Annotated in this window: 22 protein-coding genes; 9 read left to right on the forward strand and 13 right to left on the reverse strand. The window is 36.4% G+C overall.

Annotation, left to right across the window (positions count from 1 at the left end):
• Nucleotides 1–24: 24 nt before the first annotated feature.
• From QWY87_RS02000 to QWY87_RS02015, 4 genes are all read left to right on the forward strand, one after another.
• Entirely contained in the window at nt 25–480 is a 456-nt protein-coding gene (locus QWY87_RS02000; protein WP_290287699.1) for a hypothetical protein, read from the forward strand.
• Nucleotides 481–520: 40 nt separating this feature from the next.
• Entirely contained in the window at nt 521–928 is a 408-nt protein-coding gene (locus tag QWY87_RS02005; RefSeq protein WP_290287701.1) for a hypothetical protein, read from the forward strand.
• 3 nt (nt 929–931) lie between these two features.
• Complete coding sequence (locus tag QWY87_RS02010; RefSeq protein ID WP_290287702.1) at nt 932–1261, forward strand: cupin domain-containing protein; 330 nt, start codon at nt 932–934, stop codon at nt 1259–1261.
• Nucleotides 1262–1364: 103 nt separating this feature from the next.
• Nucleotides 1365–2948: a beta-N-acetylhexosaminidase gene (locus QWY87_RS02015; RefSeq protein WP_290287703.1), complete on the forward strand. Its 1584-nt coding sequence runs from the start codon at nt 1365–1367 to the stop codon at nt 2946–2948.
• Here the strand turns inward: QWY87_RS02015 and QWY87_RS02020 are convergent.
• The 7 genes from QWY87_RS02020 to QWY87_RS02050 all read right to left on the reverse strand — a co-directional run bounded on the left by QWY87_RS02020 (nt 2932) and on the right by QWY87_RS02050 (nt 9500).
• Nucleotides 2932–3573 carry an O-methyltransferase gene (locus QWY87_RS02020; RefSeq protein WP_290287705.1) on the reverse strand — a complete coding sequence of 214 codons (642 nt, stop codon included), beginning with the start codon at nt 3571–3573 and terminating at the stop codon, nt 2932–2934. The genes QWY87_RS02015 and QWY87_RS02020 overlap by 17 nt on opposite strands.
• 9 nt (nt 3574–3582) lie before the next feature.
• On the reverse strand, nt 3583–5049 hold the full coding sequence (gene cls / locus QWY87_RS02025; RefSeq protein ID WP_290287706.1) for a cardiolipin synthase: 1467 nt from the start codon (nt 5047–5049) through the stop codon (nt 3583–3585).
• 117 nt (nt 5050–5166) lie between these two features.
• Nucleotides 5167–5916, reverse strand: a complete 750-nt coding sequence (locus QWY87_RS02030; protein ID WP_290287707.1) for a succinate dehydrogenase/fumarate reductase iron-sulfur subunit — start codon at nt 5914–5916, stop codon at nt 5167–5169.
• A 49-nt stretch (nt 5917–5965) separates the two neighbouring features.
• The gene (locus QWY87_RS02035; RefSeq protein WP_290287708.1) at nt 5966–7879 is read right to left on the reverse strand and encodes a fumarate reductase/succinate dehydrogenase flavoprotein subunit; all 1914 of its coding nucleotides are present in this window, start codon (nt 7877–7879) and stop codon (nt 5966–5968) included.
• Nucleotides 7880–7882: 3 nt separating this feature from the next.
• Nucleotides 7883–8575 carry a succinate dehydrogenase/fumarate reductase transmembrane subunit gene (locus tag QWY87_RS02040; protein WP_290287709.1) on the reverse strand — a complete coding sequence of 231 codons (693 nt, stop codon included), beginning with the start codon at nt 8573–8575 and terminating at the stop codon, nt 7883–7885.
• Nucleotides 8576–8660: 85 nt separating this feature from the next.
• Nucleotides 8661–8921: a hypothetical protein gene (locus tag QWY87_RS02045; RefSeq protein WP_290287710.1), complete on the reverse strand. Its 261-nt coding sequence runs from the start codon at nt 8919–8921 to the stop codon at nt 8661–8663.
• A gap of 9 nt (nt 8922–8930) precedes the next feature.
• Complete coding sequence (locus tag QWY87_RS02050; protein ID WP_290287711.1) at nt 8931–9500, reverse strand: sigma-70 family RNA polymerase sigma factor; 570 nt, start codon at nt 9498–9500, stop codon at nt 8931–8933.
• Between the two features lie 125 nt (nt 9501–9625).
• Between QWY87_RS02050 and QWY87_RS02055 the strand changes: the two genes are divergently transcribed.
• The 5 genes from QWY87_RS02055 to QWY87_RS02075 all read left to right on the forward strand — a co-directional run bounded on the left by QWY87_RS02055 (nt 9626) and on the right by QWY87_RS02075 (nt 15280).
• A complete protein-coding gene (locus QWY87_RS02055; RefSeq protein WP_290287712.1) occupies nt 9626–10285 on the forward strand; it encodes a succinate dehydrogenase cytochrome b subunit in 660 nt (219 codons plus the stop codon).
• A gap of 11 nt (nt 10286–10296) precedes the next feature.
• A complete protein-coding gene (locus QWY87_RS02060; RefSeq protein ID WP_290287713.1) occupies nt 10297–12300 on the forward strand; it encodes a fumarate reductase/succinate dehydrogenase flavoprotein subunit in 2004 nt (667 codons plus the stop codon).
• Between the two features lie 9 nt (nt 12301–12309).
• Nucleotides 12310–13050 (forward strand): succinate dehydrogenase/fumarate reductase iron-sulfur subunit, encoded by a 741-nt coding sequence (locus tag QWY87_RS02065; protein WP_290287715.1) that lies wholly within the window; start codon nt 12310–12312, stop codon nt 13048–13050.
• A gap of 245 nt (nt 13051–13295) precedes the next feature.
• Nucleotides 13296–14453: a methionine aminotransferase gene (locus QWY87_RS02070; RefSeq protein ID WP_290287716.1), complete on the forward strand. Its 1158-nt coding sequence runs from the start codon at nt 13296–13298 to the stop codon at nt 14451–14453.
• A 29-nt stretch (nt 14454–14482) separates the two neighbouring features.
• Nucleotides 14483–15280 (forward strand): amidohydrolase, encoded by a 798-nt coding sequence (locus QWY87_RS02075; RefSeq protein WP_353959149.1) that lies wholly within the window; start codon nt 14483–14485, stop codon nt 15278–15280.
• Here QWY87_RS02075 and QWY87_RS02080 read toward each other — a convergent pair.
• The 6 genes from QWY87_RS02080 to QWY87_RS02105 all read right to left on the reverse strand — a co-directional run bounded on the left by QWY87_RS02080 (nt 15277) and on the right by QWY87_RS02105 (nt 23259).
• Nucleotides 15277–15888 (reverse strand): lysophospholipid acyltransferase family protein, encoded by a 612-nt coding sequence (locus tag QWY87_RS02080; RefSeq protein ID WP_290287717.1) that lies wholly within the window; start codon nt 15886–15888, stop codon nt 15277–15279. The genes QWY87_RS02075 and QWY87_RS02080 overlap by 4 nt on opposite strands.
• A gap of 180 nt (nt 15889–16068) precedes the next feature.
• Complete coding sequence (locus tag QWY87_RS02085) at nt 16069–16503, reverse strand: hypothetical protein (protein WP_290287718.1); 435 nt, start codon at nt 16501–16503, stop codon at nt 16069–16071.
• Between the two features lie 103 nt (nt 16504–16606).
• Nucleotides 16607–19381, reverse strand: a complete 2775-nt coding sequence (locus QWY87_RS02090) for a TonB-dependent receptor (protein WP_290287720.1) — start codon at nt 19379–19381, stop codon at nt 16607–16609.
• Nucleotides 19382–19501: 120 nt separating this feature from the next.
• The gene (pgi, locus tag QWY87_RS02095; RefSeq protein WP_290287722.1) at nt 19502–21070 is read right to left on the reverse strand and encodes a glucose-6-phosphate isomerase; all 1569 of its coding nucleotides are present in this window, start codon (nt 21068–21070) and stop codon (nt 19502–19504) included.
• 23 nt (nt 21071–21093) lie between these two features.
• On the reverse strand, nt 21094–22362 hold the full coding sequence (locus tag QWY87_RS02100; protein ID WP_290287723.1) for a M23 family metallopeptidase: 1269 nt from the start codon (nt 22360–22362) through the stop codon (nt 21094–21096).
• A gap of 75 nt (nt 22363–22437) precedes the next feature.
• A complete protein-coding gene (locus QWY87_RS02105; RefSeq protein ID WP_290287724.1) occupies nt 22438–23259 on the reverse strand; it encodes a DUF3108 domain-containing protein in 822 nt (273 codons plus the stop codon).
• Nucleotides 23260–23292: the final 33 nt, after the last annotated feature.

A 23292-nucleotide genomic window follows, 5' to 3' on the forward strand; every position in this document is an offset into this window, starting at 1 on the left:
CTAAATTTAACCTTAAGATTTACTATGAGAAAAAAGCTGCTCTTAATTGCTGTGATGATTTTGCTATCCTCTCAAGCATGTGATGATAAAGATTGTGAAGACGTATTGTGTTTCACACCTCCGATGCCATTTGCTTTTGAGCTCGTTGACAAAGACACGGGCGAAAATTTATTTACCAATGGCAGTTACGATTCGAATGATATTGAGGTACTAAATGTAAGTGACAATTCTCGAAGAGAATTTGTATTTATTTCAGAAAACGACCTGAATATCATTCAAATAGGATCTATAGGTTGGGATAGTGAAATTGCAGAAGTAGTATTAAAAGTAGGTGATGAAACCATATTAAACTTATATGTAGACAGTGAAAGAATATCTGAAGATTGCTGTAATTTCACCAAATACAATGAAATAAGGATCGATAATGCTGAATATGAACTCGATCAGCAAAGAGGTATCTATACTATTCTTATAGATTAATATTGCCACTATAATTTGTGGTATTTAAAATTAGTAAATAATGGAATTCTTTAGAGTGCTTGAAGTGAAAACTGAAGAAAATGAAATTCAAAAACGTTTCGATTTTCACAATTTGGAATCAATGAGTAATGAACTTTTTTTATTGGAGTTAATCAATAAGAATGAAGCTCATATTGGGAGTTTATGGGGAGAATTCACACTTCAAAGAACAGTTATAAAAGGAGGATTGCGATTTGCATTACTCGAATGTCCAAATGCCTTGGCATGGACAATAACAATTGGATATGACAATGATGAAGGGTCTGTAATGATTCATGCAACGATCAACAGAAAGAAAAAGAATCAGGAATTTATTGATGAAATTGATGAATTTCTTGACGACCATAGCGAGCTTTTAAAAAAGAGCTTTGATGAAAAAAAAGTAGTAACTGGCAATAATAAATTATAAAAAATGGGAAAAAATGAATTTGAAAAGGGAATGAAATTTTCATTTGACAATAGCATTGCCTATGCGGATAAGGCTGTTGTAAGTAAGCATATACTTAAAAAACAAACAGGAAATATTAGCTTGTTTGCTTTTGATAAGGGTGAAGGACTAAGTGAACACACAACTCCTTTTGATGCCCTGGTTATGGTAGTTGACGGTAAAGTTGACATCACAATTGGCGGGACATCACACCTGCTAAAAACGGGTGAATCGATTATCATGCCTGCTAACATATCTCATGCACTAACTGCGGTAGAAAAATTTAAAATGGTTCTTACCATGATCAGAAGCTGATCTATTTGTTTATTTTTAGGCTCTCAAAAACGTATTGATGAAAAACTTATTTGTTTTAGTAGGCCTTGTTTGCTTTTGTAGTTGTTCGAATAAATATCAAGATATGTCGAACGAATCACATGACTATCAAATTATTCCGCAGCCTGAATATCTTAGCATGCAACAAGGGCGATTTTTACTCAATTCAGCTACTAAAATTATTGCTGAAGAAAGCCTGCATAATGAAGCTTCCTATCTTTCGGACCTTCTCGAAGGGGCAACAGGGTTTGATGTAGGTATTTCAAAAGAGACTGAAGAAAAGGGGAATGTCAAATTAGAATTGGATGCTTCAATCAAAAATGATGAAGGATATGTTTTATCTGTTAGTTTTGAGCGGATAATTATTTCAGGAAAGACGGCCCAAGGTATTTTTTATGGAATTCAATCCTTGAGGCAGTTAATGCCTATTGATATTGAATCGCGTCAAACTAAGATTAAGGAATTGACCATTCCTGCGGTGGAGATCAGAGACAGTCCGAGGTTTTCTTATAGAGGGATGCACCTCGATGTAGGAAGACATTTTTTCCCGGTGAGCGATGTAAAGAAATACATTGACTTAATTGCCATGCATAAAATGAACACTTTTCACTGGCACTTAACTGAAGATCAGGGCTGGAGAATAGAAATTAAAAAGTATCCTAGGTTAACTGAAATTGGTGCCTATAGAAAGGGAACTGCAATTGGGCTTGCAGGAACCAGGAATGCACCCTATACATATGATACAATTCCTTATGGAGGATTTTATACTCAGGAGGAAATAAAAGAAGTGGTCGCTTATGCCGGAAAGCAACATATCACAATCATACCTGAAATTGAACTCCCTGGACATTCGTCAGCAGCTTTAGCCGCATATCCAGAATTTGGTAATACCAAAGGACCTTATGAGGTAGCTAAAAGATGGGGCATATTCAAGGAAATTTATGCACCAACAGAAGAGACTTTTGCCTTTCTAGAGGATATCCTTACTGAAGTTATCGGCTTGTTTCCTAGTAAGTTTATCCATATTGGAGGCGATGAGGCCTTGAAAGATGAATGGGAAAAAAGTGCTTATGCCCAGGAAGTGATTAAGCGAGAAGGCTTGAAAGACGAACACGAGCTTCAAAGTTATTTTATAGCCCGAATAGAGAAATTTTTAAATGCGAATGGCAGGGATATTATTGGCTGGGACGAAATTCTTGAAGGAGGATTAGCACCTAACGCAACGGTTATGTCATGGAGAGGAATTGATGGAGGTATCGCAGCGGCTAAACAGGGTCATAACGTCATCATGACACCCGGAACGCATTGCTATTTTGATTATTACCAAGAGGCGGAAGAGAAAAGAATTGAAGAACCGATTACAGGGAGTGTCAGGTTTACTACTGTTGAAAAAGTATATAACTATGAACCCATTCCTGAAGGATTGACTAATGAAGAAGCTAAGTTTATTTTAGGGGCTCAGGGTAATGTCTGGACAGAATATATGCCAACGTATGATATTGTTGAATACAAAGTATTACCAAGAATGACAGCACTTTCTGAAGTAGTTTGGTCATCAAAAGAATCAAGAGACTGGGAAAGCTTTCATAGCAGACTTCAAAGTATGGTTAAAAGGTATGATGCGCTGGGTTATAATTATGCAAAATACAGCATTATTTCACCCGACTAATAGTCAATCCATCTCTGATGGGAAGCAATACAGTTTCTAATCGTATATCTTCGTTCATCATCTTGTTATAAGCAATGAGCGCAATAGTGTCTACATCTTTGGGTTTTGGCGTTTCGGTCACTTTACCGCTCCATAAAACATTGTCTGATAAGATCACTCCACCCGGATTCATTTTATCAATGATAGCTTTGAAGTAATTTCCATAATTGGCCTTATCCGCATCGATAAATACGAGATCAAAGGGCCCTTCTATGTTATTAATAACTTCAAGACCTTCTCCTACATATTGTTTTATTTGGTCCTTATAATTTGAACGGTCAAAGTATTTCCGCTGGAAATCATAGAGCTCCTCGTTGTGATCAATGGTATGCAGCATACCACCTTTTTGTAAGCCTTCTGCCAGGCAAAGCGCTGAATACCCAGTATAAGTCCCTATTTCTAAAATTGATTTAGGCTTGATTAGTTTTGAGACCATTGACAATATCCTTCCTTGAAAATGACCACTGATCATTCTTGGCACTAATGCTTTTTGCCAGGTTTCATTAAATAGTTCCCGGAGAAGTTCTGGTTCTTTCTGAGAATGATCAGAAGCGTATTGATCTATATTTTCGGGTAAAAAATTCATAGTCTTAAATTAAAGTATCGGTGCGATCAGTCTTGCAACGGAGCACAAGACTTTAATATACCAAGGTCTGTTTTTGAGATCTTCAAGTCGCAATTTATAACAATCTTTGAGATCCTCTTCAAAATTGAATCTAAGCTTTTCGGCAAATTCTTTGTCATGTATAAAGGCATTGACTTCAGCGTTCAAACTAAAGCTTCTTTGATCCATATTCGTGCTGCCAACTGTACTGATAAGTGAATCGATGATCATGGTTTTAGAATGCATCATTCCTTTAGTATAAAAATAGACTTCAACACCGCTTAAAAGAAGGCCCTTAAGATAAGTTTGAGAGGCGTAAAAGGCTGTTCGAATATCTGTTTTTTCAGGGATGATAAGCTTGATCTTTACCCCACTTTTAGAGGTTATTTTCAAAGCATTAAAAATTGACTCATCTGGAATAAAATATGGCGTGGTAATCAGAATCTCTTCACGCGCACTGGTGATCATTCCAAAAAAGGCTTCCATAATTGTTTGGTTGTTCTTTCCATAATCACTCCCTAAAATACTAGTAGGGATCTGATTCGTTACCCGATGTTTGTTTTCGTAACGAACCTCATTAAGGTCTATTTTTTGACCGCTAACAAAATACCAATCGCTGATAAAAAGAAATTGTAAGTCTATAACGGCTTCTCCTTTTATCATGATATGGGTATCCCTCCAAAACAATCCTTGCTTATTTGGGTTTATATATTTGTCTTTGATATTGATCCCTCCTAGAAATCCAGTTTCATTGTCAATGACTACAATTTTTCTGTGGTTTCTATAATTAGCCTTATAAGCAAGCCTTGAAAAAAGAACAGGCATATACGGAAAGACCTGTACTCCAGCTGACTTAAGTTTGTTTAATCCACTTCTACTGATAGAGCTACCTACATCGTCATAAATAATTTTAACAAGAACCCCTGCCTTTGCTTTTTCACAAAGAAGGTCAAAAATTTTATTCCCAATCACATCATCTTTTATGATATAGTAATCTAAGTGTATGCTTTTTTGAGCCTTTTGGAGCTCTTTAATTAGTTTAGGAAACTTTTCCTCTCCATTATTTAGAACCTCAATATTGTTATTTTTAGTAAAATTTACCTGTTCAATATTGTAGAAAAGAGTGGGTAACTTTCCATAGGAAGATTTTGGGTTTCGTATAGGCGAGACTTTATTTATTTCGTTGATCTGATTCAAATAAACCTTATCAAAATAACGCTTTTTGGTCAGTATTTTCTTTTTTTGATATTGGGCCCCAAAGAGCAGATAAATAATTACCCCCCCAACAGGAACTAAGAGAATCAAAAAAATATAGGCAAAAGATTTTTCAGGCCTTTTATTATCAAGAATGACGATGATGATAATAAAGCTGATAAAGACATAATAAGCAATCAGGGCGAAAGGCCTAATAGTATCAATATAATCCATAATATCAGAGAAAAAGTCTCGTTTGTTCAAATAGCAAAATGATCTATAGAGAAAATTTGATGCTTGTTTTGATTTACATTAAAGATAAATAATATGATTGAATTTCAGATGAAGGAGATCGTTTAAAAACAAGGCTTTGAATCCTTATTATTCACCAATAAGCATCTTAGATCGATTATATTCATAGTTCATTCGGGCAATATCAATTAAAGGTATTTCTTGCGGGCAAACAATAGCGCAGGCACCTGTATTAGTGCAACTTCCGAATCCTTCCTCGTCATGTACATTGACCATAGCAACTACTCGCTCTGCTCTTTCCAATTTTCCTTGTGGCAGTTTGACAAGATGTGAAACTTTTGCAGATAAGAACAGGGCAGCGGATGAATTCTTACAAACCGCAACACAAGCCCCACAACCAATACATGCCGCACTATCCATTGCTGATGTAGAAATATCATGATGAACTGGTATGCTGTTCGCTTCAGGAGCCATTCCAGTGAATGAAGAAATATATCCTCCAGCCTGTATGATTTTATCGAATGAACTTCTGTCTACCTTCAAGTCTCTAATGATCTTAAAGGAAGCTGCTCTAAAAGGTTCAACAACTAAAATATCACCATCTTTAAATGATCTTAAATGAGTTTGACAAGTTGTATAATGAGCACCTGGCCCATGAGCCTTACCATTAATTACAAGAGAGCATTGACCACAAATACCTTCGCGACAATCATGATCAAATTCAATCGCAGGCTCTCCTTTAACCGATAATTTTTCATTTAGAAGGTCCAAAAGTTCTAAAAAAGCCATGTCTTCGTTTAAACCATCGAGCTCATAAGATTCTAAATTACCTTTACTTTCGGCATTTTTTTGCCTCCATATTTTAAGGGTAAGCTTCATTTCGTTTTAAATTTTAATTATTGTTCATTTGTGGCTCGTGTCTATTAACTTACTTATAAGACCGAACAGCTATTTCGACATCTTCAAATACCAAATGTTCTTTATTCAATTTCCATTTGCTTTCATCTTGCCACTCCCAGGCTGATGAATACATGTAATTCTTATCATCTCTTAAGGCTTCCCCATCAGCAGTTTGATATTCTTCTCTGAAGTGAGCGCCACAGCTTTCTTTTCTATCTAATGCATCAATTGCCATTAATTCAGCTATCTCCAGATAATCAGCTAATCGACCAGCTTTTTCTAATTCGGAATTAGGCCCATCAGCATCACCTGATACCGCAACATTTGTCCAAAATTCTTGACGCAATTTTTTTATTTCTTCAATAGCCCATAAAAGTCCTTTTTCATTTCTAGACATCGCTACTTCCTTAAACATTATTTGACCTAACTTTCGATGGATTTGATCAACTGCAACATTGCCTTTTATACTTAAAATCTTATTGATCTGTTCTTTAACTTGATTTTCAACCTCCTCAAATTCAGGGCTATCAACGGAAATTTTTTCGCTATTTATATCCTCACTTAAGTAATTTGAAATCGTGTTTGGGAGTATAAAATTTCCATCAACAGATGCCTGAAGGAGAGAATTGGCGCCAAGCCTGTTGGCACCATGATCTGCAAAATTAGCCTCTCCAACCGCGAATACACCGGGCAAGGTAGTTTGCAATTCATAATCGACCCATAAGCCACCCATTGAAAAATGAGCTGCAGGTGATATTTTCATAGGTTCGTTGTAGGCATTTATTCCAGTTATTTTTTCATACATCGAAAATAGATTTCCATAACGTTCTGTTATAGCGTCTTTACCTAGGTTGTTGATCGCTGTTTTAAAATCGAGATAGACTGCGTTTTTTAATGGTCCAACTCCATATCCTGCGTCTATTCTTTCTTTGGCCGCTCTAGAGGCAACATCTCTTGGAACAAGGTTTCCAAAGGCCGGATATCTTCGTTCTAAATAATAGTCTCTTTCATCTTCTGGTATATCGATAGGTTTTCTTGATTCATCGGGGTCTTTAGGAACCCAAATTCTACCATCATTTCTAAGAGATTCAGACATCAAAGTCAGTTTAGATTGATGTTCACCAGACTGGGGTAAGGCGGTTGGGTGAATTTGAGTCCAGGAAGGATTCGCAAAAAAGGCGCCTTTTTTATGGGCTTTCCATGTAGCAGATCCGTTAGAATTCATTGCCAGCGTGGATAAGTAAAATAACTTTCCATAGCCCCCTGTTCCAAGAACAACTGCATGAGCTGCATGGCGCTCTATCTCACCGGTAACAAGGTTTCGGGCAATAATTCCCCGCGTTTTTCCATCAATGATTACAAAATCCAGGATTTCACGTCGTTCATATTGTTTTAATTTTCCAACTTTAACCTGCTTCATCATGGCTTGGTAGGTTGCCAACAAAAGCTGCTGTCCGGTCTGACCTCTGGCATAAAAGGTTCTTGAAACCAACACACCACCAAAAGACCTATTGCTTAAATAGCCACTGTACTCTCGGCCAAAAGGAACGCCTTGAGCCACCATATGATCAATTAGCTTGGTAGAACATTCTGCCATTCTGTATACGTTAGATTCCCTAGATCGAAAATCTCCTCCTTTAATCGTATCATAAAACATTCTATAAACATTATCGCCATCGTTCTTGTAATTCTTGGCGGCATTTACCCCTCCTTGAGCGGCTACAGAATGCGCCCTTCTCGCGCTGTCTTGAAAGAAGAAAACTTTAACATTATAACCTAATTCAGCTAGTGAAGCTGCAGCCCCTCCGCCTGCCAGGCCGCCTCCCACAACAATTATATCTAGTTTTTTCCTATTGGCGGGATTGATTAACTTGTTGTGGGCCAAATAATTTTGCCACTTGTCTTTTAAAGGACCATCAGGATTTTTAGCATTTAAGGCCATAGTTTAAATTTCTTTAAAATAAATAATAATTGGAATGATAGCGTATAATAGTGTCAAGATAACACTAAACCAAAGCGCAAAAATTTCAACAAATTTTACAACTCTTTTCTGATGTAAGCCCAATGAAGTATGGGCGCTTTTTATACCATGAATTAAATGAAAACCCATTGCGACGATACTGATAACATAGAGAATAACAAACCACCCTACTTTAAAAGTTTCAACAACTAGGTCATAGAGATCTTCTTCAACCTCCAGAACTTTGTATTTCAGCCAAAACTGGGCCATATGAATCACAATAAAACCGGCAAGAATGGTTCCAAGAATACCCATGTTTCTTGCATACCACGTACTTGAGGCCTTATCGGCTACGACGTAATTGTCGCCTTTTGATTTTCGATTTTGATTGGTGATAATAATGGCGTCAACAATATGAATAATGATTGCTGCATAAAGAATCCATGCGATGATTGAAACTGGCCAGAAATGAACCAGAAAATGTGAGTAGGCATTATACATATCATGTGCATTTGCCACATTTCCCCAAAACTCAATGGGAAAGAATGAATCGGGAATTATCAGTATAAGGTTTCCTAATAGATGGATAACTAAAAAAAAGCTAATGAAAAGACCAGAGATGGCCATCATATTTTTTCTGCTGACTGAACTTTTAAAGAGTCCTTTTTTTTCTTGCATGGTAAGACTTTACGATCTACCATCAAAGATAAAAAAAAACGGTATTGAATATTCAATACCGTTTGCACAATTTTGTTGATTTTATTTAATGTTTTTCCAGTTCCTTATGAACGTTTTTGTCAATTTCTTTTTTCTCATCGTCACTTAACTGCTCTGACCCGCTACAGGGGTTCAAATTTTTCCCAAAAATCTGTGTCATGATATTGTTCTGTTTTGTGTAACTCATGCAAAACTTACACATTAGCAGGTGAAAATTTAGTCTAATTTTATCGTAGATGCTGGCCTCTCCGTATTGATTCTTGTCACAAATTGTTGTAGCCTCGTCGCAATTAATTATAAATCCCATAACCCTTCTTTAATTTTTAAACCACTTTTGTTCCATGCAATTTCTAAGTTGAATCCTAGCCCTATGTATTATTACCCATAGATTTGACGGCGTTATATCAAGTTCATTACAAATTTCTTCTGTCTCATAATTTTGAACAGTTTTAAGCATAAAAACAATTCTGTATTTTTCTGGTAAACTTTGGATACACCCTTCTAATGCACTTTTAAGTTCGTCATTCTCAATATCCTTATCCGCATCATTTCCCCAATTTTGAGGTACCCGCTCTTCAATCCATCGTCCCTTTTTATCGCCGTCTTCATAAAAGTTCATGCGAACCTCTTTTTGACCTTTAGCCGAATTGATCTTGCGATAATGGTCAATGATTTTACGTTTCAAAATTGAAACCAACCAAGTACGTTCAGCAGCTTGCCCACGAAAGTTGTCTTTCCCTTTGATTCCAGAGAAAAAAGTTTCCTGCACCAAATCTTTGGCAAGTTCTTGACCGTCAACTCTGGTAACAGCATAATTGTATAAGTAATCAGCATACAATTCGACCCACTTATCAGGGTTTAATGTATGTTTTTTAGTATCCGGCATGGATTATTTGTTTTTGTCAGCTGTAAATATAAGAATGTTAAGGTATATAAAATAATCACGTCAAATAAGGCCTAAAAAATTATTGTAATTGGTATATTTGTTCTCTATTTTATAAATCAAGTAAAATGAGCGGATTTTTATCTTCATCAATCGCAAGAAAGGTCGCTATGGCCTTGTCGGCACTTTTCTTAATTTTCTTTCTAATAATTCATTTGGCGGTAAATATTACCTCTCTGTTTAGTGAGAATACGTTTAATCAATTGTCCCATTTTATGGGAACCAACCCTCTCATACAATTTGCCTTACAGCCAGTCCTTATTTTCGGAGTGGTTTTTCATTTTGTAATGGGTTTTATTTTGGAATGGAAAAACAAAAAAGCAAGGGGTGTCCAATACGTAAAGTACAATGGAGCAGCCAATTCAAGTTGGATGTCTCGTAACATGATCTATTCAGGTTTGGTAATTTTAGCCTTTATAGTGTTGCACTTTATTGACTTTTGGTTTCCGGAATTAAACCATAAGTATATTGAGGTACTTCCAGAAGATCCAAATAGATACTTCGGAGAATTACAGCATAAATTTGTAAATCCGTTAAGGGTAGGAGCTTATGTAATCGCATTTGTATTATTGGCCTTGCACCTGTTGCACGGGTTTCAATCAGCTTTTCAGTCGGTTGGATTCAACAATAAATACACTCCGGCGTTAAAGTCATTTGGTAAATTCTATTCATTTGTTATTCCATTTGGTTTTATCATCATTGCTTTATATCATCATTTTAACCATTAATCTATTCATTTATGACTAAGTTAAACTCTAAAGTACCAAAGGGTCCAATAAAAGATAAATGGACAACATACAAGGATAATATCGATCTGGTTAATCCAGCGAATAAAAGAAATATAGACATTATTGTAGTAGGTACCGGATTAGCCGGTGGTGCTGCAGCGGCCACACTTGCCGAATTAGGCTATAATGTAAAAGCATTTGCATACCAGGATTCTCCTAGACGGGCACATTCAATTGCTGCTCAGGGAGGAATCAATGCTGCTAAAAATTATATGGGAGATGGTGATTCTAATTACCGTCTTTTTTATGATACAGTAAAAGGAGGCGATTATCGCTCAAGAGAGGCTAACGTTCACAGATTAGCTGAAGTTTCAGGAAACATTATTGACCAATGTGTTGCTCAGGGAGTACCTTTTGCAAGAGATTATGGTGGATTATTAGACAACAGGTCTTTTGGTGGTGTGTTGGTTTCAAGAACTTTTTATGCCAAAGGTCAGACGGGCCAACAATTGTTGTTAGGTGCTTATTCAGCCATGAACAGACAGATTGCCCGTGGTAAGATTGAGATGTTCAACAGACATGAGATGTTGGATGTTGTGATTGTGGATGGAAAGGCCAGAGGAATCATTGCCAGAAACCTTATTACCGGAGAGATAGAAAGACATAGTGCACATGCTGTTGTTATTGGTACTGGAGGATACGGAAACGTTTATTTCCTCTCTACCAATGCTATGGGATCAAATGCTACAGCTGCCTGGAAAATACATAAGAAAGGAGCTTATTTTGCTAACCCGTGTTTTACACAAATCCATCCTACTTGTATTCCAAGATCGGGAGATTATCAGTCAAAGTTGACGCTGATGTCAGAATCGCTGAGAAATGATGGTAGAATTTGGGTGCCTGGTAAAATTGAAGACGCGAAAGCGATTCAAGAGGGAAAAATGAAACCAATTCAAATTGCCGAAGAAGACAGAGATTACTTTTTGGAAAGAAGGTATCCTGCATTTGGTAACCTTGTACCTCGTGATGTTGCTTCAAGAGCGGCCAAAGAGAGATGTGATGCAGGTTTTGGAGTAAATGCAACAGGAGAAGCAGTATACCTTGACTTTGCTGCTGCGATTGAAAGATACGGAAGTGAACAAGCCAAGATCAAACACATTGCAAATCCTTCAAAAGAAAAAATCACTGAATTAGGGGCGGCTATTATTGAGGCCAAGTATGGTAACTTATTCCAGATGTATGAAAAGATCATTGATGAGAATCCATATGTAACGCCTATGATGATTTATCCAGCTACTCACTATACTATGGGTGGTGTTTGGGTTGATTATAACCTGATGACCACAGTTCCAGGGCTATACTGTATTGGAGAGGCTAATTTCTCCGATCACGGAGCCAACAGGCTTGGTGCTTCTGCTTTGATGCAGGGGCTGGCTGATGGATATTTTGTTTTGCCTTATACAATAGGTGATTACTTGTCTGATGATATTCAAACTGGTAAAATCCCAACAGATAGTCCAGAATTTGACGAAGTTGAAAAGGATGTAAAAGAAAGATTAGAATTCTTCATTAATAATAAAGGAACCCATACGGTAGATTATTACCATAAAAAACTTGGAAAAGTGATGTGGGATAAGGTTGGAATGGCACGAAACGCCAAAGGCCTGAAAGAAGCTATTCAAGAAATCCATGATATTAGAGAAGACTTCTGGAAGAACGTCAAGGTTACTGGTGAATTGAATGAGTTGAATCCTGAATTAGAAAAAGCAGGTAGGGTAGCAGACTTCTTGGAACTTGGAGAATTGTTCGCTAAAGATGCTTTGGAAAGAGAAGAGTCTTGTGGAGGTCATTTTAGAGAAGAACACACTACCGAAGATGGCGAGGCTAAGCGAGATGACAAGAACCATGCATATGTGGCAGCCTGGGAATACACCGGAAAACCAAGTGAAGCCATTTTGCATAAAGAAGAGCTAGAGTTTAAAGATATTGAATTGAAAACACGTTCGTATAAATAGAGAGACATTATGAATTTAACGTTAAAAATTTGGAGACAAAACGGGCCGCAAGATAAGGGGCGTTTGGTGGATTACAAAGTAACCGATATTTCAGAGCATATGTCATTTTTAGAAATGATGGATGTGTTAAATGAAAGTTTGGTTGCCAAAGATGAAGACCCTGTCGCTTTTGATCATGACTGTAGAGAAGGAATTTGTGGTACTTGTTCATTGCATATCAATGGAGAGCCACACGGACCAGACAGAGGTATTACAACTTGTCAGTTACACATGAGAATGTTTAATGATGGAGATACTATTTATATCGAGCCATGGAGAGCCAAGGCTTTCCCGGTAATCAAAGATTTAATTGTAGACAGAACTGCTTTTGAGAGAATTCAACAAGCAGGTGCTTATATTTCAGTGAATACTTCAGGGAATACCCAAGATGCCAATTCAATTCCTATTCCTAAACTCGATGCAGATCTTTCAATGGATGCTGCAGCCTGCATTGGTTGTGGAGCTTGTGTTGCCTCTTGTAAAAATTCATCAGCCATGTTGTTTGTTGGCGCTAAAGTTTCTCAATTCGCATTATTACCTCAAGGTAAGGTAGAAGCTAGAGATCGTGTGCTAAACATGGTAAAACAAATGGATGAAGAAGGCTTTGGAAACTGTACCAATACTGGTGCTTGTGAAGTAGAATGCCCGAAAGACATTTCGCTTGAGAATATTGCCAGAATGAACAGAGAATACTTAAAAGCCAGTATTTAGATCACGGCATAAACAACGTTTAGTTGTTTCTTATATAAAAGTAAAACCCTTCAATTTTGAAGGGTTTTTTTATTCTGCGAGCCCCTGACTTAAGTCAGGGGCTCACTTATGTCATGAAATCATAAAAGTAAACACTGTATTAAGAATTATATTAATCATCAAATTAGGTGGTATAATTAGCAGAATTAAGAAGGGATTATATCAAAAAACGGTAATTTAGTGTCAATATTAAATGAACTTTTATAATGCCAACCTTTCAGAACCACATTTCTTCAAAATTACCAGACGCTTCAACAAGTATTTTTGCTGTAATGAGCAAACTTGCCCATGAAGAAAAAGCCATTAATTTGTCACAAGGCTATCCGGATTTCCCTACTTCATCTGAGTTGATAAACCTGGTTAGTGAGGCTATGAAGAATGGCTTTAACCAGTATGCGCCAATGCCAGGAATCTATTCATTAAGAGAAGTGATTTCTGAAAAGATAGCATCGATGTATGGAGCCGTATACCATCCTGAAACTGAAATTACAGTTACGGCTGGAGCTACTCAGGCGATTTTCACCATTATAACGGCCCTTGTGAAAGAAAATGATGAGGTAATCATCTTTGCTCCGGCTTATGACTGTTATCAGCCAGCAATTGAATTGAATGGAGGCAAGGTTATTGAGATCGAGTTAAAATCTCCTGATTTTAAAATAGATTGGAATAAAGTTAAGAACTCGATTAGTGATCGCACAAAAATGATCATAATCAACACACCTCATAATCCTACAGGAACGGTCATGTCAAAAGATGATATGATGGTGCTTGAATCTTTGATAAAAGACACCAATGTTATAGTTTTAAGTGACGAGGTTTATGAACACCTGATCTATGATGGATTGCAGCACCAAAGTATTGCTCGTTTTCCAGGATTGGCTGAACGAAGTTTTTTAGTTGCCTCTTTTGGTAAGACATTTCACAATACAGGTTGGAAAATGGGCTATTGCGCCGGACCAGCCGCTTTGATGACAGAATTCAGAAAGGTGCACCAGTACAATGTTTTTAGCGTAAACCATCCTGTTCAAAAGGCATTGGCGATTTATCTTAAGAACAAGGATAACTATTTGGTTTTACCTGATTTTTTTCAAAAAAAGAGGGACTTGTTTTTGGATGCAATCAAAGATTCTAAGTTTTCATTTGAACCTTCAGCAGGCACCTATTTTCAATTGTTAAGATATGATAAAATCAGTGATGAAAATGATGTGCAACTTGCAAAGCGTTGGACAAAAGAACATAAGATAGCCTCCATCCCAATTTCTGTATTTTATGGAAATAAATTGGACCATAAAGCATTGAGATTTTGCTTTGCCAAAAGTGATGAAACCTTGTTAAAGGGAGCGGAAGTTTTAAACAGTTTATGAAATAAAGATTTTTAATATCTCGATAAATAATGATGCATACGAAAGAAGGTTCTTTAAAGTTAGGTTTAGTTCAAACAGATAATACCTGGCAAGATATTGACGCCAGCCTGGCACATCTTTCAATTAAGATGGATAAGATTGACAACTCTGTAGATGTAATTATTTTGCCTGAATTGTTTTCAACTGGTTTTACTATGGAAGCTGAAGGGGTAGCAGAGGCCATGGACGGAAAAGCTGTAAAATGGATGCGGGCACATGCCAAAGAGAAACAGAGCCTGGTGATAGGGAGCTTATTGATTGTTGAATCAGGCACATATTATAACCGTTTGATCGCTGCTTTCCCAGAAGGAAAGACAGAATCGTATGATAAGCGTCATTTGTTCTCTTTTGCTGGGGAAGATGCTGTTTTTACCGCCGGAGAAGAACGGCTTATAATTAATTATAAAGGGTTTAAAATCTGCCCTTTGATATGTTATGATCTCAGGTTTCCTGTTTGGTCCAGAAACACCGAAGAAATCGATTTGCTTATCTATGTGGCCAATTGGCCCGATGCGCGAATGCTGGCATGGGATACCCTTTTAAAAGCAAGGGCTATAGAGAACCTTTGTTATGTGGCGGGTGTCAATAGAGTAGGAGTTGATAACAACAAACTTGTTTATGTTGGCCATACTTCGGCATATGACGCAATGGGAGCGTCGCTCATGGCATCTAAGCCGTCTCAAGAAGCAATTTACTACGCCACCTTAGAAAAAGCGCATATCGCATCTGTAAGAGATAAATTTAGCTTTTTGGATGACAGGGATCGCTTTGAAATAAAACAGGATTAACTATTCGGATTTAATTTTTGTAGGGCTTCTTTTATTGCTCCCTCAGTTTTTTCAAATAGTGCTTCAAAAGACATTGAATCTGACTTGATGGGTTCATGGGCCTCCATGGTAACTTTAATTCCAACACCTAAGGGAAAAGATCCTTTGCGGACCAACCTCCAGGAATTATTAATAGACAACGGGATGATATAAGATGATGGTGCTTTTTTGACCATCATTTTTAAGCCGCTTTCTCGGAAAGGTTTTGGAATCGCAATTTTACTTCTTGTTCCTTCCGGGAAAATCACTGCTGTAAGATTTTCTTTTTCTATTTTCTCCCCAAATTCCATCAAGGTACTGATCGCTTGTCTCCGATCGCTTCTGTCGATCAAGACATTGTCTCCATGTCTTAAATTATAAGAGACGCTTGGGATTCCTTTGCCCAATTCTTTTTTGGAAACAAAGTTTGGAAAGTTTTTTGAAAAGTACCTATACATCGGTGGGATATCATAGGTACTTTGATGATTTGATACAATAATTAAGGGAGCATCCTTAGGAATCTCATACTTATTGATGAATTTGATTCTCGAGAATAAAAAAAACAAACTCCAGGTTATTCCAATATTCATAATAATCACACTTGCCCTATGTGCTTTTCTGCCGAATATATTAAAACAAACCCATTGAATAGGATGAAAAATCAGGAGCAATAATCCAAAAACCAGGTAATGAAGAACCGATAAAGGATATGATATTATTTTTAAAAAATAGGTCATAAAAAAGCTCCTTAAATTAGTAAAGGGATATTCTTAGAATGAAAGCCATTGACTCCATGGGATCCTGCTCAAAACAAATAACAGGCCAAGACCATAGTACAAAGCAATGGTCTTAAATTTGCCCTTATCGGTATTTTGTTTTTTATGCTTGGAAAAACCCATAGTGATTAATGTTATCGCTAGGATCATCATTAGTGGATGTTCTACAACGAATAATCTGATTGCTGGTTCTTTCATTGCAGCACCCATTCCATTGTCAAGAACATATTCGAACTGAGCAGATACAAAAAATGCAATAAACCCAATAATCAATTGTATGTGAGCAACAATAAGTGTAAATAAAGAAATTCTGAGGTCTTTATCTGTAAACTCTTTTTTAGAATTAAGGCCGATAATGGCATTTACCACAGCAAAGATCAGTATGATCAGTGTAATATAGGCCCAGCCTGAATGTAACATTTTAATCATGATAAATTATTTTTATTAGTCTGGTAAAAGTAATCAAAAAAAAAAACCTACACTTTAAAACATTTCAAAGTGTAGGTTTTATAATATTTAAAGAAACAGTTTCTTAGAATCTGAATCTTATAGCAGAATTCCAAGATCTACCCCAACCAAAAAATACTCTGTTTCCAGTGTCTACACCTTTCCATTGTTGACCTGTGGCACTTCTGTCTCCTTCGAAATAATTTGTTTCAGATTCTGAAATATATAATTCGTCAAAAACGTTATTTACATTTACACTGAATTCAAGTGATTTACTTCCTTTAAGTTCCCAGTTGTATGCTAATCTAGCATCAACAAGATTAAAAGAAGGTAGCTTAAGCGCACCATTGTTAACAGGATCATCGAAATCCGTAACATTGAAATCAGCATACAAATTACTTGCAGTTCTCCAGTTTAAACCAGCTCTAAATCCTTTAAGGAATCTATAGTTTAAACCAAGTGCAGCAGTCGTTTGAGCTGCATCACCTACTTTTACTCCATCTAAATATAATGTTGCGGTACCAACTTGTTCCTGACTTTCGTTAAAAATTGTGGCATCAGCATCACCTACATATTCCCAGTTACCAAATGAAGCCATACCAGTAATGTCTAAATTGTCAAGAATTTTGTAGACAAAATCAACTTCAAAACCAGTGTGCACTTGTTTAACTCCTTGATAGTTCGCCGTACCTCTGAAATCAATCGTTTCTCCTGGGTTATCAGGATCTGGGATAGGAATGTTTACTCCATCAGATTCGAATCTGTCAGCCCATTCTGTTCTGTAAATGTTGGCATTTGCAGAGAATTTTGCACTTCTGTATCCATATCCTAATTCCAAGCCAATAATTTTTTCATTTACTAGATCTGGATTCAAATTGTTACCAAAGTTGATGAATACTGCATCAAACTTAGGTTGCTTAGAATAGTAACCTGTATTAAAAAATACATTATGGTTGTCATTGATATTATAGTTGATACCACCTTTAATGTTTCCACCAGCCATATTTTCTTTTTCAGATTTTTGATTTTCAGGAGTTTCATTGAAATATTCAACTCTTTGGAAACCTTGATTTGAGAAAGATCCTTGAACAAAAGCAGAGATTTTTTCATTAGTGTATTCAACTTGTCCAAATAAACCAGTCCAGTTTACAAGACCATCATTATAGTAGTCAATCTTTTCTTGACTATCAATGTCATCCCATGGATTCCAATTTGGTGAAGCCTCTACAAAATCTTCAGGCTCAATTACGTTTGGTCTGTCATTGATATTGTCATAATCGATATAATTATCAGCTCCTAATACGTCATTTACAGTTCTATAGTGAATCCCTTTATAAGTTCTTAGATCAGCTCCAACGTCAAAACTCCAATTTTCATTGATATCATCATGGAAGTTAATGATTGATCCGTACCAGTTATGAGAGTTCATAGACGCTCTTCTTGAGATACCGTTGTCTGATCCATTTCTACCACCGCCATCAGGGTGACCATTGTTACCAGTGTTTGAAAAAGCACCGTTGAATTGAGTTCTGTCATCACCAAAACCATTTACTGATTCACCACTGTTCCAAGCTGCAATATTATCAACAGGAATTAACCCAGCAGGTGTTTTTAACTGAAACTGACGTTTACCATTGATTCTACCTATTTCACCGGTTCCACCACCACGACCCCAAGAGCCATAAACTACAGTAGATAATCTCATTTTTTCATTAAGAACCCATTCCCAGTTCAAAGACATTACAGGTTTGTGGTAAAAGTTTCTTCTGAAACTATATTCTTTTCCATCTAACATACCCCAGTCACCATTATATTTTCCGTTTGGTGTTGTTGCATCCGGATCAGGTCCGTTTTTCTGATATAATTGGTGATCAGCTATAGAAGGTGCAAAACTTTTTTGATGGTGCCATTGTGGAGCACCAGTAAAAATAAATTGCAGGTCATGCTTATCATTTATTTTATAACCTAATCCAATGAAATAGTTGTTCCCTTGGTATTTTGTTCCATCTACATAACCATCACCTTGTGAATGGCTGATCAATACACTTGCAGAGAACCCGCTTTTCATTAATCCAGTATTGTAAGAACCTAATACTTTCATAGAATTGTCATTCCCAAAAGTTGTTGCGAAAGTTCCTCCTTGGCGCGCTGTAGAAGTTTTTGTAACAATGTTAATTGTTCCACCAACAGCTGAGATTGCTAATTTTGAAGAACCAAGACCACGTTGAACTTGCATCGTTGTAGTCACATCGGCTAAACCAGCCCAGTTAGACCAGTATACCCAACCATTTTCCATGTCGTTTACCGGTTGACCGTTGATCATTACCGCAGTGTTGGCTTGATCAAATCCACGAATATTAATTCTTGAATCACCCCAACCACCACCTTGTTTGGTAGCATATACAGAAGGAGTTAAGTTTAAGATTTCAGGAAGTTCTTGAGTTCCTAAATTTTGCTGAATGTCAATCGCTTTAATTGTAGAAACAGCAACAGGAGTTTCACGATCTTTAGCAAGGTCAATAGTTCCAGTAATAACAACTTCATCTAAGACATTGGCATCACTAGATAAAGTGATTGTTCCTGCATCGATATTCTGCCCACTAGTAGCAGTAAATGCAAATTTTGTTGTAATCATTCCAACAAAAGAAATTTCCAAGACGCCTTCTCCTTCTTGAACTTCAATGGAAAAATTTCCATCAAAATCAGTTGAAGAACCATTAGGCGTTCCTTTTTCTAAAACATTCGCCCCTGGAACAGGTCCATTGGCATCAACAACAGTTCCGCTAACTGTAGTCTGAGAATAAATAACTGTGGTCATTAAAAATACAACAACAGTCAAAAACTTTTGAAAGGTATTCATAAGTAGTTTAATTTGAGTTAATAACTGCTGCAAAACTAATATAAAAAACCAAAAGCTTTGTTAAAAAATTGTGATTTATTTTAACATAAATTAACACTAAATTAACCGGTAATCAGTGAATTACTTAATCAATAATTTATTTGCTAATTCTTTGCCTAATTCCACACCAAATTGGTCAAAACTATAAATATTCCAAATAATTCCTTGAACAAAAGTCTTGTGCTCATATGAAGAAATCAAGGCTCCAAGACTTCGAGGGCTTAATTTTTTCATTAAAAAAGCATTAGAAGGTCGATTTCCATCGAAAACCTTAAAGGGTAACAAGGCATTAATCTTCTGAACGTCACCTGTAAATTTCATATCAAGATGTACTTCCTCAGCTGTTTTTCCTGCATAAAGTGCTTCTGCTTGTGCATAGAAATTGGCCATCAGTTTTTGATGATGATCAACATTACCATATAAAGATTCTTCAAATCCTATAAAATCTACGGGGATCAATTTAGTCCCTTGGTGCACCAGTTGCATAAAAGCGTGCTGCACGTTTGTTCCACTATTTCCCCAAATGATATTACCAGTTTGGTATGTTACTTTATCACCGTTTCGATCAACTGATTTACCGTTACTTTCCATTGAAAGTTGTTGTAAAAAAGGAGCGAGTTTTTCTAAGTATTGGGTATAAGGAATAACTACTTCAGATTCTGAGCCAAAGAAATTATTATACCAAATGCTGATAACGGCCATTATTACAGGAATGTTATCCTCAAATTCAGTGTTTTTAAAATGCTCATCCATTGCATAGGCGCCGTCAAGAAACTTCTTGAAATTATCAAAACCTACCGCCAAGCTGATTGAAAGCCCCACAGCGCTCCACAATGAGTAGCGACCACCGACCCAATTCCACATGGTGAATATATTTTCTTCTGCAATTCCGAAGCCTTTGACTTTATCGAGGTTTGTAGAAACCGCAACAAAATTATGTTGGATATCTTCTTCAGTAGCCGATTTAAGAAACCATTTTTTAATAGTTTCAGCATTGGTAAGGGTTTCCTGAGTAGTAAAAGTTTTAGATACAATGACGAATAGGGTCGTCTCAGGATCTAGTTCTTTTATAACTTCCATTACATGATCACCATCAATATTAGAAACAAAATGCGTCTTAAGATGGTTTTTATAATAATGAAGTCCTTCAACAACCATATTAGGACCTAGGTCAGAACCTCCAATACCAATATTGACTACATCGGTAAAAGCTTTTCCACTATATCCTTTGAATTCACCTGAAACTACCTGATTTGTAAAGCCCTTGATCTTTTCCAACGTCTGATGAACCTCAGGCATGATGTCTTGTCCGTCAACGAGAATGGGCTTATTATTGATATTTCTTAAGGCTGTATGTAAAACAGCTCTGTTTTCTGTAACGTTAATTTTATCGCCTTCAAAATATTTTGCAATCGCGTCATCCAGCTTACATTCTTTTGCAAGATCTAGCAATAGATCCATAGTTTCCTTTGTCATTCGGTTCTTTGAAAAATCAAAATTAAGATCTTCAAAGTTGCGTGACATATTCTTTTTTCTATTTGAATCTTCAAGGAATAAAGACTTCATTTGAACGTCTTTTATTTCTTCAAAATGATCTTGGAGTCCTTTCCAGGAAGCTGTGCTTGTTGGATTGATATTTAATAATGACATGATAAGTTCTATTTAAGTGTTTTTTATTGAGCCAGCAGATTAGCGGCAACCTCAGTTTCAATATAACTGTCAGGGATGTCGTCTAGTTTTTGTTTTAACGGAGCTATATAGGTAAAATAATCACCCTTTAGATGCTCTTTAATTGGTTCAGCAGAAGGAAGTTTTTGTTTAAATGGATCAACTTGTTTTCCGTTTTTCCAAAAGCGATAACAAACATGAGGTCCGGCAGTATTTCCGGTCATACCAACATATCCAATAACATCTCCTTGTTTTACATAAGCACCTTTTTTAACAGCGCGTTTCTTCATGTGTAAATATTGAGTGCTGTAGGTTGAATTATGTTTTACTTTGACATAATTACCATTACCTCCTTTGTATCTTGATTCTATTACGGTACCGTTAGCGGTGCTCATTATAGGAGTTCCAACATTAGCGGCAAAATCTGTACCTCTATGCGCCCTTACTTTGTTTCCGTAATATTTGATTCTTCTTTTGAGATTATATCTTGATGAAATACGACTAAACTTTATGGGAGATTTTAAAAACTGTCTTCTCAGTGTTTTAGCTTTATCATCGTAATAATCGTTGATGTTTTTAGTAGAGTCTGTAATGAAATTGAAGGCATAGATAGGATTATCTTTATGCACAAAATAGGCGGCCTTGATATTTCCTATCCCTACAGGAATAGTGTCGTTGATATATTTTTCTTCATAAATCAATTTGAATTGATCCCCTTTTTGTAAATGAAAGAAGTCAATGGTCCAGGCATAAATATCACTCATTTCATGAGCAAGAATATAATTTAAATTCTGTCCTTCAATAGCTTCTGACAAGGAAGACTCAATAATTCCAGAGGCCATTTTTTCAACGATTTTCACTTCTTTATGACCAAATTTGGTATGTATAGAGTCAGTGAAATCAACGATGAGGTATTCAACTTTATTGGGCTGGTAAATAAAAACCTGGGCACGCTCCGTTGAATCATTCTTAGCTAAAATGGTATAGGGTTTGCCAGCGCGTAATTTTCTAATGTCAAAGGTATCTCTGGCGGCAGTGGCTATCTTGTATATCTCGGGATAATCTATATGGTGTCTATCAAGGATCTCGCCAAAACTTTCTCCACTTTGAATCGTGTCTTTAATAACCTTATAGTCATTTAGAATATATCCAAACTCCTCAAAAATTATTGGTTTTTCCTCTTCTACTGCTTCTATTTCTGAGATGTCTTTAACATCTTTCTGACAAGAATAAAGAAGGATGAAAGCCAGAATTAATAATATGCTTCTATTCACGTTTGAATTATTTTCTTACAACGCTGCAAATTTATCGAATTTGTTAAATAAATGGCACTAAGAAGCGTTAAAAAATCAAGGAAAGGGATGAACCAATCCAGAATATTGAATTAATTCAGCTTTTGCAGAGCCAATAAGCAAGGAAGCTTTTATTTTTAGCGGAATTTTATTTTCATCATCACTGATCCAAAGCGTTACATTTTCTTCATCTTTAAAGACCCTCCCTTTCAAAACCAAGGGCCTTATTTTAATCGCATCAATCTTTCCGAAATCAGTTTTTATTATTTCTCGGTCTAAAACAACCACCTTAATTGGATTCATTCTACCATCAAAAAACATATTAACATCAATTGAATCATTCTCTTTCAACTGAGAAAAATCGATGTTTCTCATATAATAGAATGAGGATAACATGTCTTGAACATCGTTTTCAATGAAATAAGATGATTTCGTCGCTCTTTTATGATTAACCTCTCGGGCTTCTTTTTTATCAAAATCAAAAAACACCTCTTTATCCTTGGTGTAACCACCTTCATTAATTTTTCTTATAAAATGATTTGGTTTTATGTTCGCTGCGCTAAAATAGCTCTCATAAGTATCTTCAACTTTGAATAAAAAGCCGACCATCCCTGTTGTCCACCCTTTGCCGACAGAATGAATAAGAGAATCGCTCTTTTCATGATCTTCCTTTAATTCGACAGTAGCAAAACCAGCATTTAACAGGCCATAGTGAATCTTATATTTAAGAAACTCTCCGGGCTGAAACGAGTTGTCTCCGCTCTGTGCGGATGCAGACAAACAAAACAGCAAAAGGAAAATGGGTAATATCTTTTTGATATACTGCATCCTCATATTCTCAAAGGCTTTTATTAAATAAAATTTATAGATGAAAGCCAATATATCAAATTTTGTACCAATAATTTAAAAGAG

This window comes from Lutimonas halocynthiae (assembly GCF_030409835.1).
Classification (GTDB): Bacteria; Bacteroidota; Bacteroidia; order Flavobacteriales; family Flavobacteriaceae; genus Lutimonas; species Lutimonas halocynthiae.

What these genes read in the sequence shown, in the direction of transcription:
- QWY87_RS02000 (WP_290287699.1), top strand. Translation starts at nt 25, where the DNA reads ATGAGAAAAAAGCTGCTCTTAATTGCTGTGATGATTTTGCTATCCTCT.
- QWY87_RS02005 (WP_290287701.1), top strand. Translation starts at nt 521, where the DNA reads ATGGAATTCTTTAGAGTGCTTGAAGTGAAAACTGAAGAAAATGAAATT.
- QWY87_RS02010 (WP_290287702.1), top strand. Translation starts at nt 932, where the DNA reads ATGGGAAAAAATGAATTTGAAAAGGGAATGAAATTTTCATTTGACAAT.
- QWY87_RS02015 (WP_290287703.1), top strand. Translation starts at nt 1,365, where the DNA reads ATGTCGAACGAATCACATGACTATCAAATTATTCCGCAGCCTGAATAT.
- QWY87_RS02020 (WP_290287705.1), bottom strand. Translation starts at nt 3,573, where the DNA reads ATGAATTTTTTACCCGAAAATATAGATCAATACGCTTCTGATCATTCT.
- QWY87_RS02030 (WP_290287707.1), bottom strand. Translation starts at nt 5,916, where the DNA reads ATGAAGCTTACCCTTAAAATATGGAGGCAAAAAAATGCCGAAAGTAAA.
- QWY87_RS02035 (WP_290287708.1), bottom strand. Translation starts at nt 7,879, where the DNA reads ATGGCCTTAAATGCTAAAAATCCTGATGGTCCTTTAAAAGACAAGTGG.
- QWY87_RS02040 (WP_290287709.1), bottom strand. Translation starts at nt 8,575, where the DNA reads ATGCAAGAAAAAAAAGGACTCTTTAAAAGTTCAGTCAGCAGAAAAAAT.
- QWY87_RS02045 (WP_290287710.1), bottom strand. Translation starts at nt 8,921, where the DNA reads ATGGGATTTATAATTAATTGCGACGAGGCTACAACAATTTGTGACAAG.
- QWY87_RS02050 (WP_290287711.1), bottom strand. Translation starts at nt 9,500, where the DNA reads ATGCCGGATACTAAAAAACATACATTAAACCCTGATAAGTGGGTCGAA.
- QWY87_RS02055 (WP_290287712.1), top strand. Translation starts at nt 9,626, where the DNA reads ATGAGCGGATTTTTATCTTCATCAATCGCAAGAAAGGTCGCTATGGCC.
- QWY87_RS02060 (WP_290287713.1), top strand. Translation starts at nt 10,297, where the DNA reads ATGACTAAGTTAAACTCTAAAGTACCAAAGGGTCCAATAAAAGATAAA.
- QWY87_RS02065 (WP_290287715.1), top strand. Translation starts at nt 12,310, where the DNA reads ATGAATTTAACGTTAAAAATTTGGAGACAAAACGGGCCGCAAGATAAG.
- QWY87_RS02070 (WP_290287716.1), top strand. Translation starts at nt 13,296, where the DNA reads ATGCCAACCTTTCAGAACCACATTTCTTCAAAATTACCAGACGCTTCA.
- QWY87_RS02075 (WP_353959149.1), top strand. Translation starts at nt 14,483, where the DNA reads ATGATGCATACGAAAGAAGGTTCTTTAAAGTTAGGTTTAGTTCAAACA.
- QWY87_RS02080 (WP_290287717.1), bottom strand. Translation starts at nt 15,888, where the DNA reads ATGAATATTGGAATAACCTGGAGTTTGTTTTTTTTATTCTCGAGAATC.
- QWY87_RS02085 (WP_290287718.1), bottom strand. Translation starts at nt 16,503, where the DNA reads ATGATTAAAATGTTACATTCAGGCTGGGCCTATATTACACTGATCATA.
- QWY87_RS02090 (WP_290287720.1), bottom strand. Translation starts at nt 19,381, where the DNA reads ATGAATACCTTTCAAAAGTTTTTGACTGTTGTTGTATTTTTAATGACC.
- pgi (WP_290287722.1), bottom strand. Translation starts at nt 21,070, where the DNA reads ATGTCATTATTAAATATCAATCCAACAAGCACAGCTTCCTGGAAAGGA.